The organism is Allobosea minatitlanensis (genome assembly GCF_964020775.1).
The window spans coordinates 3,723,830-3,738,022 of sequence record NZ_OZ224509.1; the positions used below are offsets into that span (position 1 = coordinate 3,723,830).

Here is a 14,193-nt window from a genome sequence, read left to right on the forward strand (position 1 = left end):
GATGCTCGAGCCCGGCGCGCCCAGACACGACCTGTCGATCAGCGTTCCGCGCGGCCTGACCCGGCTCGGCCTCTCGGCCAAGCTCCTGCTCGTCACCGTGCTGTTCGTCATGCTGGCGGAGGTGCTGATCTACGTGCCCTCCATCGCCAATTTCCGCCGCAACTGGCTGAACGACCGGATCGCGGCCGCGCAGGTCGCGGCGCTGGTGCTGGAGGGCGCGCCCGAGGACGGCCTGCCGGAGGGCAGCGAGAACCGCCTGCTGATGGGCGTCGGCGCCCGCGCCATCGCCGCCCGGGTCGGCGGCGCGCGGCGGCTGCTCAGCCTCGATTCGATGCCGCCGCCCGAGGTCTCGCGCTCCGTCGACCTGCGCCAGCTCGACTGGTGGACCTCGATCCGCGAGGCCGTGGCGGTGCTGGTGGCGCCGGCCCCGATGCCGATCCGCGTCGTCGGCGAGGCGGTTGGCGGCGCGGATTTCGTCGAGATCGTCATCGACGAGGCGCCGCTCAGGCGGGCGATGCTGAAATTCTCCTGGAGCCTGCTGCTGATCTCGCTGCTGCTGATCGGCCTCACGGCGCTCGCCGTCTATGTCGCGCTGAACTCCCTGATCGTCGAGCCGATCCGCCGGCTCGCCGCCAATGTGATGGAGTTCGAGGCCGAGCCCGAGAACCCGCAGCGGATCATCGCGCCCTCGCACCGGGCCGACGAGATCGGCGAGGCGGAGCGCGCGCTGGCCCGCATGCAGATGACGCTCGCCGGCGAGTTGCGCACCAAGAAGCACCTCGCCGAGCTCGGCCTCGCCGTCAGCAAGATCAACCACGATCTGCGCAACATGCTGGCGGCGGCGCAGCTCATGTCGGACCAGCTCGTCGAGACGCGCGACGCCAAGATCCGCCGCTTCGCGCCGCGATTGATCGCGACGCTCGGCCGCGCCATCGAGTTCTGCCAGGCCACCCTCGCCTATGGCCGCGCCGCGGAGGCGACGCCGACGATCCGGCCGGTGGCGCTGCGCCAGCTCGTCGCCGAGCAGGCCGAACTGCTGGGCCTGTCCGAGATCGGGCAGCTCAGCTTCGAGAACCAGGTCCCGGCCGAGCTCGTCGCCCCTTGCGACCCCGACCAGATGGCGCGGGTCCTGACCAATCTGATGCGCAACGCCGTCCAGGCGCTGACCCAGGCGGGGGCCGAGCCCGGCAGCCGGCCGACCCTGACGGTCACCGGGGCGGCGGCGGGCGGCGCCGTGACGCTGCGCGTCATCGACAACGGCCCCGGCGTGCCGCAGCGCGCCCAGGCCAACCTGTTCCAGGCTTTCCGCGGCTCGGTCACGCCCGGCGGCACCGGGCTGGGCCTCGCCGTCGCGGCCGAGCTCGTCCGGCTCCATGGCGGCACGATCGCGCTGGAGCCGGCGCCGGTCGGCGCGGTCTTCCGGATCTCGCTGCCGCTGCGGCGCAACGGACACTGACGGTCCGCGGGGCCGTGGCACTCCTTTCCCATCATTGCGAGGCGCAGCAATGACGGCCGGGGCCGGCGCCTTGCCACCACCGCCTACTGGCTCGCCCAGATCACGCGGGCCATGAAGGCGAGGTCGGCGAGGTTCAGGGTCCGGTCGGGATGCTCGGGGTTGAGCGAGGCGAGCTCGACGGTCTTCGCGGTCTGGCGCTTGAGCTGCTTGGCCAGCACCTCGCCCTCCACCGTCTTGACCACGACCCGGTCGCCGCGCCGCACCGTCGCGGTCGGCGAGACGATGATGGTGTCGCCGTCGCGATAGAGCGGCAGCATCGAATCGCCGGAGATCTCCAGCGCATAGGCCTTCTCGTCGGTCACGCCGGGAAAGGCGACCTCCTCCCAGCCGGTCCCGGCCGGAAAGCCGCCATCGTCGAAGAAGCCGCCCGAACCCGCCTGGGCGAAGCCGATCAGCGGGATGGTCCGCGCCGGGGCGGGCGCGCGACGGAGCACCACGCTCATGAACTCGTCGAGCGAGGCGCCGGTCGCGGCCAGGATCTTGGCGATCGACTCGGTCGAGGGCCAGCGCTCCCGCCCGTCCGGCCCGATGCGCTTGGAGCGGTTGAAGGTGGTAGCGTCGAGCCCGGCCTTGCGGGCCAGCCCCGAAGCCGTGAAGCCGTAGCGCTGGGCGAGCGTGTCGATCGCCTCCCAGATCTGGTGGTGTGACAGCATCGTCGGGGCCTCGCGGGGCTCTTGCCGTTTGACGGGGATAGATGTAGGAAATATCCCCTATTCTGTAAGATTTCAATCCGCTTTCGCGCAATACCCTCAGCCCGCTTGCGGAAAGCTGCTGCCACTGTCTATGCCGTCTCCAGCCGCTCGCGCAGGAGGCTTCCGATGCCGCTGATCTACAAGATATGTCCCGCCGCGCTCTGGGCCGAAGCCGAGCGGAGCGGCCGCTTCGACGGCGCCCCGGTCGACCTTGCCGACGGCTACATCCATTTCTCGACGGGCGCCCAGCTCGCCGAGACCGCCGCGAAGCATTTTGCCGGGCAGGAGGGGCTGCTGCTGATCGCCGTCGCCGATTCGCGCCTCGGCGACGCGCTTCGTTACGAGCCCTCGCGAGGCGGCGCGCCGTTTCCGCATCTCTATGCGCCGCTCGATCCGAAGGCCGTGCGCTGGGTGGCGCCGCTGCCCCTGGAAGCCGATGGAAGCCACGCGCTTCCGGACGATCTCGACGTCCCGCGCTGAGCCCGTCTTCTGCGACGAAAAATCCGTACCCACCCCGGCGCCGGATGCTCTAAAGACCCGCCATGCTCGCCAGTCTCTTCCATCTCGCCCGCCCCCTGATCCACCGGATGGATGCGGAGAAGGCCCACCGGATGACGGTGATGGCGCTGGCATCGGCGCCGGCCCTGAAGCCGGCGGCGGACGATCCGGTTCTGACGAGCGAGGCCTTCGGCCTGTCCTTCCCCAATCCGGTCGGACTCGCGGCCGGCTTCGACAAGCATGCCGAGGCGATCGACGGCGCGCTGGGGCTCGGCTTCGGCTTCGTCGAGGTCGGCGGGGTGACGCCGCTGCCCCAGCCCGGCAATCCGCAGCCGCGCGTCTTCCGGCTCGCCGAGGACGCGGCCGTCATCAACCGCTACGGCCTCAACAGCGAGGGGATGGAGGCCGTCGCCAGGCGCCTGGCCGCCCGGCGCGGGCGCGGCGGCCTCGTCGGCGTCAATCTCGGCGCCAACAAGGACTCGGCCGACCGGGAGCAGGACTATGCCGTCCTGGCGCGGCGGCTGGCGCCGCTCGCGGATTTCCTGACCGTCAACGTCTCCTCGCCGAACACGCCGGGCCTGCGCAATCTGCAGGCCGAGAGCGCGCTCGACGACCTGCTCGCCCGCACGCTGGCGGCGCGCGACGAGGCCGCGGCCGGCGGCGCGCCCACACCCGTCCTGCTCAAGATCGCGCCGGACCTGACATTGCCGGAGCTCGACGGCATGGTCGCGGTCGCGCGCAGGCGCGGCCTGGACGGCATGATCGTCTCGAACACCACGGTGGCGCGGCCGGCGACGCTGCGCAGCGCCGCCCGGACCGAGACCGGCGGGCTCTCCGGCAAGCCGCTCTTCGCGGCCTCGACCCAAGTCCTGGCCGAGACCTTCCTGCGCGTCGAAGGACAGTTCCCGCTGATCGGCGTCGGCGGCGTCGATTCGGCCGAGGCCGCCTTCGCCAAGATCCGGGCCGGGGCGACGCTGGTGCAGCTCTATTCGGCGCTGGTCTACAAGGGGCCGGGGCTGGTGCGGGAGATCAAGGCCGGGCTGGCCTCGCAGGCGCGCCGGGCGGGGCTGCCGCGCCTCACCGCCCTGATCGGCCGCGACGCCGCCGCGATCGCGCGCGGCGAAGGGCTTTAAGGCGCAGGAATGACGGCGTGGCTCAGGCGAATCTATTTCCGCGCCGCGAAAAGCCGCATCAGCAGCCAGAGCGGCACCACGATCAACGCGCCGGCGACGACCCATTGGCCGACCTCGCGGACCGCGCCGAAGCCGAGCCCGGTGATCGAGCGCACGAAGCGGGCCGCCGCCTCGTAGAGCCCGCGCGGCGACAGGCCGAGAAAGGCCATGGCGGCCCCGACCAGCAGCGAAACGAAGATCAGCCTGACGAGGACGCTGAGCGGCGAGCCGCCGAGAAAACGTTCCATGGAAGCGATGGCCATCCTGTTGCGCCCCATGCCGTTCCGGGGCGCTTCCGCGCTGTCTTAACCTGAAACGCGCCGCGCTTGAACGGCGGCTGAACGCCGCCTGCACAGCCGCGGCCGCCCGTCCCGCCAGGCCCTCGCCTTCACGCGGCCGAGCCGGTCCCGAGATTGGCCCAGGCGGTGCCGGCGATCTTCGAGGCGGCGATGACGGCCTGCGTCCTGCTGTCGACGTCGAGCTTGGTCAGGATCGCCGAGACATGCGCCTTCACCGTCGCCTCGGAGACGCCGAGCTCGTAGGCGATCTGCTTGTTGAGCAGGCCTTCCGACAGCATCATCAGCACGCGCACCTGCTGCGGCGTCAGCGTCGAGAGGCGGCGGACCATGTCGGCGACCTCGGCATCGACCGGCGCCGTCAGATCGACGCCGGGCGGCGTCCAGACGCCGCCGTCGAGCACCGCGCGGATCGCCTCGCCCATCTGCGCGACATCCGCCGTCTTGGGCAGGAAGCCGAGCGCGCCGAACTCGATGCAGCGGCGGATCACCGCCGGATCGTCATTGGCCGAGACGACCATGACCGGGATCTCGGGATGGTCGGCGCGCAGGAAGAGCAGGCCGGAAAAGCCCTGGACGCCCGGCATGCTGAGGTCGAGCAGGACGAGATCGGCGTCGCCGCCGCCGGCCAGCGCCTCGGTCAACGCCTCGAGCGAGCCGACCTCGCTGACCTCCGCCCCGGCGATGGCGTGCGAGACGGCCTGCCGCAGCGCGCCGCGAAAGAGCGGATGATCGTCGGCGACGACGATCCGTGTCGCAGGCTGCTTGCTCATCGCGCCCCTCCCGGAGCGTGTCCGCCGCGCGGAAACGCCCTCATCTTTTGTTCCACCGCATGTCCCGCGCCCGCCGTCTCCGGCCGCGCCCGAAAATGCCCTCGCTCGCCGCCGCGGCAGCGATTCCGATATTTTGCCCCAGGGGCCGGGCGGATCACAAGCATTCCAAGCGCATGGCCGCAACCCGTCCGGTCTCAGCCATTGGTCGGCAACAGCGCTTCCAGCACCTCGATATGGTCGGCCTCGCGCGGCGGCTTGTCCCAGCGGATGCGATTGATCCGGGGGAAACGCATGGCGAGCCCGGATTTGTGCCGCGTCGAGCGCTGCAAGCCCTCGAAGGCGACCTCGAAGACCAGGCCGCTCTCGGCCGCATGCCTCACCTCCCGCACCGGGCCGAAACGGTTCAGCGTGTTCTTGCGGACATATCTGTCGATCTCGAGCAGCTCCTCGTCGGTGAAGCCGAAATAGGCCTTGCCGACCGGCACCAGCTCGAGCCCGCCCTCGGCGGCGACGCGCCAGACACCGAAGGTATAGTCGGAATAGAAGGAAGAGCGCTTGCCGTGGCCGCGCTGGGCATACATCAGCACGCAGTCGACGAGCCGGGCGTCGCGCTTCCATTTCCACCAATAGCCCTTGGGCCGGCCCGGCAGATAAGGCGAATCGCGGCGCTTGATCATGCAGCCCTCGACGGCCTCCGCATCGGCCCCCGCCCCGGCCGAGGCCGGATCGGAGCGCGCCGCCGTCAGTTCCCGCCAGGAGGCGAAGGGGATCAGCGGCGAAAGGTCGAAGCGCGGGCTGGCGAGCCGCGACAGGAAGGCCTCCAGCCGCCGGCGCCGCTCCGCGAAAGGCAGATGGCGGATGTCCTCCTCGCCGTCGACCAGGAGATCGTAGACGCGGATATGGGCGGGGAACTCGCCCAGCATCTTCGCCGTCACGGTCTTGCGGTTCAGCCGCTGCTGCAGCGTGTTGAAGCTCTGAACGGCGCTGTCGCGCATCACCAGCAATTCGCCGTCGAGCGCGCCATCCTGCGTCAGCTCCTCGACGAGGTCGGGAAAGGCGCCGGCGATGTCCTCGCCCGTGCGCGAATAGAGCCGGGTGACGCGCGTGCCATCCGCCTTGCGGCCGCTCGCCGCCTGGACGCGGATGCCGTCCCATTTCCACTCGGCGGCGAATGCGGCCGGGTCGAGCCTGTCGAAATCGCCATCCTCCAGCGGATGCGAGAGCATGACCGGGCGGAAGGGCGCGGGATCGCGCGCCTCCGGCCGCGGCCCCCTGCCTTCCAGCCAGGCGAAGAGCTCGGCGTAGGGCGGCTCCAGCCCGTGCCAGACCTGCTCGACCTCGTCGGGCGGCACGCCGCCGAGGCTCGCCGCCGCCGTCTTGGCGAGCCGGGCCGAGACGCCGATGCGCAAGGCACCGGTGATGAGCTTGAGCAGCGCCCAGCGGCCGGTCTCGTCGAGCGCGTCGAGCCAGGAGGCGACGAGGCGCGGCAGATCGGTCTTGCCGGCCTCGCGCAGGCTCTCGACGACCTCCGGCAGATGCGGCGTCGCGTTGGCGCCATGCCGCGCCGGCCACATCAGCGCGACCGTCTCGGAGAGGTCGCCGACATAATCGTAGGACAGAGCGAACAGCACCGGATCGGTCCGCTCGGCGATCAAGGCGCGGATCAGCCCGGCCTTGGCGTTGCGGAAGACGAGGCCGCCCGTCATCGCGGCCAGCGCATAGCCGCGATCCGGATCGGGCGTGGCGCGCAGATAATCGGCGATCAGCGCGAGCTTGGCGTTGCGGCGCGGCTCATAGGCCAGCCGGTCGAGCAGCCAGGCGAAGCGGTTCATGGCGTCACCCTCCGGCCACATGCGGCGGTTTTCCCGCCCCCGCCCCGCGATCGTCCGGCCTTGCAACGCATCGTTCAGCCACCATTCATCCGCGGTTCCGTAGCGGCACGATCATCCAAGGGAGATCCCTGCCGATGCGTGCCGCGATGCGGTCCCTTCTCGCCTGGCCTGTCATCGCCGCGACGCTGTCGGCCGGAGCCCCGGCCCAGGCCGCCGGCTTCTCCTGCCGCGAGACGCCGATCGTGCAGTCGCACGCCACCCTCGCGCCGCTGGCCGAGGCGGTCGCGCGGGGGCGCCCCCTCGCCATCCTCGCCATCGGCTCCTCCTCGACCGAGGGCATCGGCGCCAGCGCCAGGGACAGGACCTATCCGGCCCGGCTGCAGGCCCTGCTTGGCAAGGCCTGGCCGAAATCGAAGATCGAGATCGTCAATGCCGGCATCGGCGGCGAGACCGCGCCGCAGACTCTGGCGCGGCTGGAGACGGCCCTTAGCGAGCGCCGCTTCGATCTGGTGATCTGGCAGGTCGGGACCAACGACGCGGTCAAGGGCGGCGATCTCGACGCCTTCCGCGACATGCTCGGCGAAGGCATCCGGCTGGCCCGGCGGGCGAAGACGCCGCTCGCCATCCTCGACCCGCAATTCTTCCCAAGGGTGCGCGACCCGCAGACCTATCGCCGCTTCGTGGCCGCGATCGCCGAGGTCGCGCGGCACAAGGCGGTCCCGGTCTTCACCCGCTACGAGACGATGCGGGAATGGCACGACAGCGACGCCGAGGCCTTCAAATCCGCGCTCTGGACCGACGGCTTCCATATGAGCGATGCGGGCTATGACTGCCTCGCCCGCGACATCGCGGCGGCGCTGGTCGAGATGGCGGCGCCGAACCGGCCGGTCGTGGCCGAGACCCGCTGAGCCGTCAGGCTTCCGGCGCATCGGCGGCCTCCGCTTCGGTCTCCGCCTCGCCTTCGTCGCCATAGCCGACGAGATGCAGCGGCCTGGCCCTGAGGCCCGCCGTTCCGCACCAGTGGACGAGCGCATCGGCCTCGCCATGCGTCACCCAGATCTCGCCCGCCCCGACCTCGCGGATGGTCGCGAGCAGGTCGTCCCAATCGGCATGGTCGGAGACGACCAGGGGCAATTCGACGCCCTTCTGGCGGGCGCGGGCGCGAATCCGCATCCAGCCCGAGGCGAAGGCGGTGACGGGGTCGGGAAAGCGGCGCGCCCACAGGTCCTGCGTGGCGCTGGGCGGGCAGATCACGATCTCGCCGCCGAGCGCCTTGCGGTCCTGCCCGGCGACGAGGCGGGTCTCGCCGAGCGGGACGCCTTCCTCGCGATAGAAGGCGGTGATCTTCTCGACTGCGCCATGGATGTAGATCGGCCGCTCGTAGCCGGCCTCGCGGATCAGCGCCATCAGGCGCTGCGCCTTGCCGAGCGAATAGGCGCCGACGATATGCGTCCGCTCCGGGAAGAGCCGGACCGATTCCAGCAGCTTGGCGACCTCTCCCGCCGCCGGCGGGTGACGGAAGACCGGCAGGCCGAAGGTCGCCTCGGTGATGAAGATGTCGCAGGGCACGGGCTCGAAGGGCGCGCAGGTCGGGTCGCGCTCGCGCTTGTAGTCGCCGGAGGCGACGATGCGTAAGTTCCGGCTCTCGACCGCGATCTGCGCCGAGCCGAGGACATGACCGGCCGGCAGGAAGCGGAAATCGACCTCGCCGATCCGGATCGCCTCGCCCGGCAGCGCGACCTGCCGAGAGCCGGCGAAGCCCTCGCCATAGCGCAGCGCCATGATCGCCAGCGTCTCGCGCGTCGCCAGCACGGCGCCATGGCCGGCCCGGGCATGATCGGAATGGCCGTGGGTGATCAGGGCGCGGGCCACCGGCCGGACGGGATCGATATGGATATCGGCCGGCGGGCAATAGAGCCCGGCCGGCGTCGGCAGCAGCAATTCGGAGGGGCGCCAGCGGGCGCCCGGCCCGGCCGGCCTCATTGCGCCCGCCATCCGCAGCCTCTTCCGCCCGCCATCGCCCTGCTCCAAAAGGCGAATGTTCCCGCTGCCGTTTTGGCTCTGGAGCCGCCTGCATCATCGACAAGGGCCAGACCATGCATTTCGCCAGCTCCGGCGATCCGGTGCTCGACCGTCGCTACCTGCTGGCGAGGGCCGCGCTCGAGGCGGGCGACGCCCTGGCCGCGGCCGAGATCCTCGACCGGGTGCTGGCCGAAGCCTATCACTTCGCGCCGGCCTGGCATCTCTACGGGCTCGCGCAGGAGGCTCTCGGCCACAGGGAGGACGCCGCGACCGCCTGGCGGCAATGCCTCGATCTCGATCCCAACGACCATTTCGGGGCGAGGCTCGACCTCGCCCGCATCGGCGCCATCCCCGCCGAGCAGGCGACGTCGGAGACCTTCTCCGGCGCGCTGTTCGACGATTATGCCGAGCGTTTCGACAGCCACCTCACCCAGGCCCTGCACTACACTGCCCCCGCCATGCTCAAGGATGCGCTGAAGCGCTGCTGCGACAACGCCGGGCGGGCCTTCCGGTTCGGCACGGTCTACGATCTCGGCTGCGGCACCGGGCTGATGGGCGAGGCGATCCGCGCGCAGAGCGGCTTCCTCGCCGGCTGCGATCTCTCGCCGCGCATGATCGCGCGGGCGCAGGCCAAGAAGCAGGCCGACGGCGCGCCGCTCTACGACAAGCTCGCCGTCGCCGGGTTGACGGCCTTCCTGGCGAGCCGCCCCGACCGATCGGCCGAGCTGGTGATCGCGGCCGATGTTTTCATCTATCTCGGCGCGCTCGCGCCCTGCTTCGCCCAGAGCGCGCGGGTGCTGGCCCCGAACGGGCTCTTCGCCTTCACGGCGCAGAGCCATCAGGGCGAGGGCGTGATCGTCGGCGAGGATCGGCGGTTCGCGCATGCGGAAGGCTGGCTGCGGCAGCGGCTCGAGGAAGCGGGGCTCGTTCCGATAAGGGTCGAGCCCGCCAGCATAAGGCAGGATCGCGGGGCGCCGGTGCCCGGCCTGCTGATCGTGGCGGAAAAGCGGTGAAGGCCGTTTGCCGCCCGGCCCCGGAAAGGCGCACCGCCTGCGGTCCGAGGCTCCAGCTCCGTGATTTTGCACCGTCTTTTCCCGAAAGCCGCGTTCCACCTCCCGGGCCGAGGCGCTAAGGCCGGACCGTGTGCAGCGGGAGGGCGACCCCGAGGCGGTCGAGCATCCTGCGGAAATCGGCCGCGCTGTAGCGCTCGTCCTCCGTCACCAGGGCCAGGGTCTCGCCGCCGCCGGGCACCGCATGCGGGACGATCGCCGCGAGCGCGTCTTCGAGCGGGTCGAACAGCCGCCGCCCGGGCCGCGCCCGTTCGATGAAGCCGCGCAGCCACGGCAGATGCGTGCTCGACAGCGTGAAGGCCGCGATGCCCGGATGGCGCGCGTCGAGCGCCTCCAGGAAGGCGTCGACCTCGGCCTGCGTCCGGTCGGGCGCGAAGAGGAAGGCGCCGCTCTCGACCAGCTCCACGAGCGGCGAGGCGTCGACGAGACGGACCTGCCCCGCCCGGCTCCCCGCCTGTGCCTCGGCATAGGCGCGCAGCTCCGGGCTCTCGACCATCGAGCGCACGCCGAGCACGGCCACCTGCCGCGATCCTGCATGGTCGAGCGCCGCCGCGATGGGCGGGCGGACGCCGAACAGCGGGGCGGCGCTGACGTCGGCGAGATCGTCCAGGACCGTGATCGAAGGCGCGTTCGATGCGACGAGGATGGCCGCCGGGGCGAAGCCGTCGAGGTAGCCGAGCGTGCGCCGCAGGATCGCGAGGAGCTCGGCGCGGTCCTTGCCGCCATAGGGAAAGCTGGCGCGATCGGCGAAATAGAGGATGTCCTGCTCGGGCAGGAGGCGCCGGATGGCCGCGACCGCCGCATAGCTGCCGATCCCGGCGTCGAAAACGGCGACGGGGCGGACGAGCTTCGGCAAGGGCTCGCCGCTCACGGAATGGTTCATGAGGTCCCGCGCCTTCCACATCGCCCGCAATCCTCCGCAAATCTGCGGCGGGCGAAGCGGTTTCACAACCGCCGATCCCGCCCCGGCTTGGCAGCGGCCATGCGGCCGCCGCGCGCCGGTTCCGTCATTCCCCTTTCGTTCTCCCGCGGAGCCCCCTATCCTCGGCCGGCATGGCCGCCCCCTCCCCGCTCCCTCCCGCCTTCGAGGCCTGGTTCGCCGGGCGCGGCTGGAGCGTGCGGCCGCATCAGCTCGCTTTGCTGGAGGAGGCCCGCGCCGGCCGCTCGACGCTCCTGGTCGCACCGACCGGCGCCGGCAAGACGCTCGCCGGCTTCCTGCCCTCGCTGGTCGAGCTCAGCGAGCGCGGGGGCCGGCATGACGGGTTGCACACGCTCTATATCTCGCCGCTGAAGGCGCTCGCCGTCGACATCGCCCGCAATCTCGAAGCACCCGTGCGCGAGATGGGGTTGGCCGTCACCATCGAGACCCGCACCGGCGACACCTCCGCCGCCAAGCGCACGCGCCAGATCCAGCGCCCACCCGATATCCTGCTGACGACGCCGGAGCAGCTTGCGCTGCTGGTCTCGCATCGCGACGCCGCGCCCTTCTTCGCAAACCTGCGCCGCATCGTGCTCGACGAATTGCACGCGCTCGTCACCTCCAAGCGCGGCGACCTGCTGGCGCTCGATCTGGCGCGACTGAAGGCGCTGGCGCCGCAGGTTTCCACCGTCGGCCTTTCGGCGACGGTGCGCGAGCCGGCCGATCTCCAGCGTTATCTCGGCGGCAGCGAGACGCCGGCCGGGCTCGTCACGGTCGCGGGCGGCGCCAAGCCGCGCATCGGCATCCTCGACACCGAACGCAGCCTGCCGATCGCCGGACACACCACCCTGCACGCCATGGCCGAGGTCTATGAGGCGATCCGCACGCACAAGCTCACCCTCGTCTTCGTCAACACGCGCATGCAGGCGGAATTCGCCTTCCAGGCGCTGTGGAGCCTCAACGACGACAGCTTGCCGATTGCGCTGCATCACGGCTCGCTCGACGCCCAGCAGCGCCGCAAGGTCGAGGCGGCGATGGCGGCGGGGCGGCTCAAGGCCGTGGTCTGCACCGCGACGCTCGACCTCGGCATCGACTGGGGCGATGTCGACCTCGTCGTCAATCTCGGCGCGCCGAAGGGGGCCAGCCGGTTGATCCAGCGCATCGGCCGCTCCAACCACCGGATGGACGAGCCCTCGGAGGCTTTGCTGGTGCCCTCCAACCGCTTCGAATTGCTGGAATGCCGCGCCGCGCTCGAAGCCGTGCACGAGGCGGCGCAGGATACCCCGCCGCCGCGCATCGGCGCGCTCGACGTGCTCGCCCAGCATGTGCTCGGCGTCGCCTGCTCGGACGGGTTCCAGGCCGATGCGCTCTATGAGGAGGTCCGCACCGCCCCCCCTTACGCCGACCTCGCCCGCGAGGATTTCGACGCCGTCGTCAATTTCGTCGCGACCGGCGGCTATGCGCTAAAGAGCTATGAGCGCTTCGCCAAGCTCAGGCAGGACAAGAACGGCCTCTGGCGGGCCAGCAATGCCCGCGTCATCCAGCAATACCGCATGAATGTCGGCACCATCGTCGAGGCGGCGATGTTGAAGGTCCGGCTCGGCCGGGCGCGTGCGGGCAAGCCCGGCATGATCACGCGCGGCGGGCGCGTGCTCGGCGAGATCGAGGAGTATTTCGCCGAGACCATGGTGCCGGGCGACACCTTCGTCTTCGCCGGCGAGGTGCTGCGCTTCGAGGGCATCATCGAGAACGAGGCGGTCTGCTCGCGCACCACCACCGGCACCGACCCCAAGGTGCCCTCCTATGATGGCGGCAAGTTCCCGCTCTCGACCTTCCTCGCCGCCCGCGTGCGCGCCATGCTCGCTTCGCCCGGCCTCTGGCATACGCTGCCCGAGGAGGTTTCGGCCTGGCTGCATGCTCAGCAGCGCAAATCGCGCCTGCCCAAGCCGGGCGAGCTGCTGGTCGAGACCTTCCCACGCGGCGGGCGCTTCTATCTCGTCGCCTATCCCTTCGAGGGCCGCCTCGCCCACCAGACGCTCGGCATGCTGCTGACGCGGCGGCTGGAGCGGACCCGGATGCGCCCGCTCGGCTTCGTCTGCAACGATTACGGCATGGCCTGCTGGACGCTTGGCGACATGACGGCGGCGATCGCACGCGGCGCGCTCGATCTCGACGAGCTATTCGCGCAGGACATGCTCGGCGACGATCTCGAGGACTGGCTGGCGGAATCGGCTCTGATGAAGCGCACCTTCCGCTCCTGCGCCATCATCGGCGGCTTGATCGAGCGGCGCTTCCCCGGCCAGGAGAAGAGCGGCCGGCAGGTGACGATCTCGACCGACCTCGTCTACGACGTGCTGCGCCGGCACGAGCCCGACCACATCCTGCTCAAGGCCGCGCGGGCCGATGCGGCGACGGGACTGCTCGACATTCGCCGGCTGGGTGAGATGCTGACACGGATCAGCGGCCGAATCGTGCATCAGCCGCTGGACCATGTTTCGCCTCTGGGCGTCTCGGTGATGCTCGAGATCGGGCGCGAGGCGGTCTATGGCGAGGCGGCGGACGAGATTCTGGCGGAAGCGGAAGCGATGCTGACGGAAGAGGCGATGGCGTGACGGCGGCGGCCACGATACCGGCCAGGAGGCCCGCGGAGACGCGCGAGGCCTTCATGCTGGGCCGGCTCGCGCTCGCGCCCGATCTTTCCGGCGCGCTCTGGCTGCCTGATGAGCGCACCCTCGTCGTCGCCGACCTGCATCTGGAGAAGGGCTCTGCCTATGCGGCGCGCGGCGTGATGCTGCCGCCCTATGATTCGACCGCGACGCTCGCCGCGCTCGGCGCAGCGATCCGCCGCCACCGGCCGGCGCGCGTGATCGCGCTCGGCGATTCCTTCCATGACCGTTCGGCGGAAACCCGGCTCCTGCCGGAGGCGCGCGCCACGCTGCGCCTGCTCCAGCAGGGCCGCGACTGGCTCTGGATCACCGGCAACCACGACCCGGCGATCAGCCGGGCCATGGGCGGCGAAAGCGCCGTCAGCCTCAGCCTCGCCGGGGTGACGCTGCGCCACGAGCCGGACCCGGCGGAGGCCGGCTGCGAGATCGCCGGGCATCTGCATCCGGCAGCCAAGGTCAGGATGCGCGGGCGGGCGATCCGGCGGCGCTGCTTCGCCCTGTCGGCGCGGCGCTGCGTGATGCCGGCGATGGGTGCCTATGCCGGCGGCCTCAATCTGCGCGATGCGGCCTTCCGGCCCCTGTTCGGCCGGGAGCTGAGCGCGCATCTGATCGGCGACGGCAGGCTCTTCCGGATCGATCCACGGTTATTGCTGCCCGATTGAGAGAGCGGGTTGCGTCGGCCGCGCGCTTGTGGCATCAGGGCGCCGCTTCGCAACGAAGTCGCGCCGCACATGCCC

The 14,193-nt window shown here is 70.9% G+C and carries 13 protein-coding genes; 7 read left to right on the plus strand and 6 right to left on the minus strand.

Annotated elements, in window-relative coordinates; genetic code table 11:
* Position 1: 1 nt before the first annotated feature.
* A complete protein-coding gene (locus ACWH43_RS18370) occupies positions 2–1,456 on the plus strand; it encodes a sensor histidine kinase (RefSeq protein WP_158446112.1) in 1,455 nt (484 codons plus the stop codon).
* A gap of 83 nt (positions 1,457–1,539) precedes the next feature.
* Here ACWH43_RS18370 and ACWH43_RS18375 read toward each other — a convergent pair whose 3' ends face one another.
* Positions 1,540–2,169 carry a S24 family peptidase gene (locus ACWH43_RS18375; RefSeq protein ID WP_158446113.1) on the minus strand — a complete coding sequence of 210 codons (630 nt, stop codon included), beginning with the start codon at positions 2,167–2,169 and terminating at the stop codon, positions 1,540–1,542.
* 165 nt (positions 2,170–2,334) lie between these two features.
* Here ACWH43_RS18375 and ACWH43_RS18380 point away from each other — a divergent pair, with 165 nt between their 5' ends.
* Positions 2,335–2,688, plus strand: a complete 354-nt coding sequence (locus tag ACWH43_RS18380; protein ID WP_158446114.1) for a DUF952 domain-containing protein — start codon at positions 2,335–2,337, stop codon at positions 2,686–2,688.
* 62 nt (positions 2,689–2,750) lie between these two features.
* Positions 2,751–3,839, plus strand: a complete 1,089-nt coding sequence (locus tag ACWH43_RS18385; RefSeq protein ID WP_158446115.1) for a quinone-dependent dihydroorotate dehydrogenase — start codon at positions 2,751–2,753, stop codon at positions 3,837–3,839.
* Between the two features lie 32 nt (positions 3,840–3,871).
* Here the strand turns inward: ACWH43_RS18385 and ACWH43_RS18390 are convergent, their stop codons facing one another.
* The 3 genes from ACWH43_RS18390 to ACWH43_RS18400 form a co-directional block, all read right to left on the minus strand.
* Positions 3,872–4,126 (minus strand): DUF6460 domain-containing protein, encoded by a 255-nt coding sequence (locus tag ACWH43_RS18390; protein WP_260348075.1) that lies wholly within the window; start codon positions 4,124–4,126, stop codon positions 3,872–3,874.
* Positions 4,127–4,266: 140 nt separating this feature from the next.
* Positions 4,267–4,947 (minus strand): response regulator, encoded by a 681-nt coding sequence (locus ACWH43_RS18395; RefSeq protein ID WP_158446117.1) that lies wholly within the window; start codon positions 4,945–4,947, stop codon positions 4,267–4,269.
* A 194-nt stretch (positions 4,948–5,141) separates the two neighbouring features.
* Positions 5,142–6,779: a cisplatin damage response ATP-dependent DNA ligase gene (locus ACWH43_RS18400; protein WP_158446118.1), complete on the minus strand. Its 1,638-nt coding sequence runs from the start codon at positions 6,777–6,779 to the stop codon at positions 5,142–5,144.
* A 134-nt stretch (positions 6,780–6,913) separates the two neighbouring features.
* On the opposite strand from ACWH43_RS18400, the gene ACWH43_RS18405 reads away from it, so the two are divergent.
* Positions 6,914–7,687, plus strand: a complete 774-nt coding sequence (locus tag ACWH43_RS18405) for an SGNH/GDSL hydrolase family protein (RefSeq protein WP_158446119.1) — start codon at positions 6,914–6,916, stop codon at positions 7,685–7,687.
* A 4-nt stretch (positions 7,688–7,691) separates the two neighbouring features.
* On the opposite strand, the gene ACWH43_RS18410 is transcribed toward ACWH43_RS18405, so the two are convergent.
* Positions 7,692–8,774, minus strand: coding sequence for a ligase-associated DNA damage response exonuclease (locus ACWH43_RS18410; RefSeq protein WP_260348074.1), 1,083 nt, complete (start codon positions 8,772–8,774; stop codon positions 7,692–7,694).
* Positions 8,775–8,875: 101 nt separating this feature from the next.
* Between ACWH43_RS18410 and ACWH43_RS18415 the strand changes: the two genes are divergently transcribed.
* Positions 8,876–9,814 (plus strand): class I SAM-dependent DNA methyltransferase, encoded by a 939-nt coding sequence (locus tag ACWH43_RS18415; protein ID WP_158446120.1) that lies wholly within the window; start codon positions 8,876–8,878, stop codon positions 9,812–9,814.
* Between the two features lie 115 nt (positions 9,815–9,929).
* Here the strand turns inward: ACWH43_RS18415 and ACWH43_RS18420 are convergent, their stop codons facing one another.
* A complete protein-coding gene (locus ACWH43_RS18420; RefSeq protein ID WP_158446121.1) occupies positions 9,930–10,754 on the minus strand; it encodes a glutamate racemase in 825 nt (274 codons plus the stop codon).
* Positions 10,755–10,924: 170 nt separating this feature from the next.
* Between ACWH43_RS18420 and ACWH43_RS18425 the strand changes: the two genes are divergently transcribed.
* Positions 10,925–13,402, plus strand: a complete 2,478-nt coding sequence (locus ACWH43_RS18425; RefSeq protein ID WP_158446122.1) for a ligase-associated DNA damage response DEXH box helicase — start codon at positions 10,925–10,927, stop codon at positions 13,400–13,402.
* Complete coding sequence (pdeM, locus tag ACWH43_RS18430) at positions 13,399–14,118, plus strand: ligase-associated DNA damage response endonuclease PdeM (protein ID WP_375797001.1); 720 nt, start codon at positions 13,399–13,401, stop codon at positions 14,116–14,118. Before ACWH43_RS18425 ends, pdeM begins: the two co-directional genes overlap by 4 nt.
* Positions 14,119–14,193: the final 75 nt, after the last annotated feature.

Coding starts and splice junctions, on each gene's coding strand:
- ACWH43_RS18400 (WP_158446118.1), bottom strand. CDS start 6,779: ATGAACCGCTTCGCCTGGCTGCTCGACCGGCTGGCCTATGAGCCGCGC.
- ACWH43_RS18375 (WP_158446113.1), bottom strand. CDS start 2,169: ATGCTGTCACACCACCAGATCTGGGAGGCGATCGACACGCTCGCCCAG.
- ACWH43_RS18380 (WP_158446114.1), top strand. CDS start 2,335: ATGCCGCTGATCTACAAGATATGTCCCGCCGCGCTCTGGGCCGAAGCC.
- ACWH43_RS18390 (WP_260348075.1), bottom strand. CDS start 4,126: ATGGAACGTTTTCTCGGCGGCTCGCCGCTCAGCGTCCTCGTCAGGCTG.
- ACWH43_RS18395 (WP_158446117.1), bottom strand. CDS start 4,947: ATGAGCAAGCAGCCTGCGACACGGATCGTCGTCGCCGACGATCATCCG.
- ACWH43_RS18415 (WP_158446120.1), top strand. CDS start 8,876: ATGCATTTCGCCAGCTCCGGCGATCCGGTGCTCGACCGTCGCTACCTG.
- ACWH43_RS18420 (WP_158446121.1), bottom strand. CDS start 10,754: ATGAACCATTCCGTGAGCGGCGAGCCCTTGCCGAAGCTCGTCCGCCCC.
- ACWH43_RS18385 (WP_158446115.1), top strand. CDS start 2,751: ATGCTCGCCAGTCTCTTCCATCTCGCCCGCCCCCTGATCCACCGGATG.
- ACWH43_RS18410 (WP_260348074.1), bottom strand. CDS start 8,774: ATGGCGGGCGCAATGAGGCCGGCCGGGCCGGGCGCCCGCTGGCGCCCC.
- ACWH43_RS18425 (WP_158446122.1), top strand. CDS start 10,925: ATGGCCGCCCCCTCCCCGCTCCCTCCCGCCTTCGAGGCCTGGTTCGCC.
- ACWH43_RS18405 (WP_158446119.1), top strand. CDS start 6,914: ATGCGTGCCGCGATGCGGTCCCTTCTCGCCTGGCCTGTCATCGCCGCG.
- ACWH43_RS18370 (WP_158446112.1), top strand. CDS start 2: ATGCTCGAGCCCGGCGCGCCCAGACACGACCTGTCGATCAGCGTTCCG.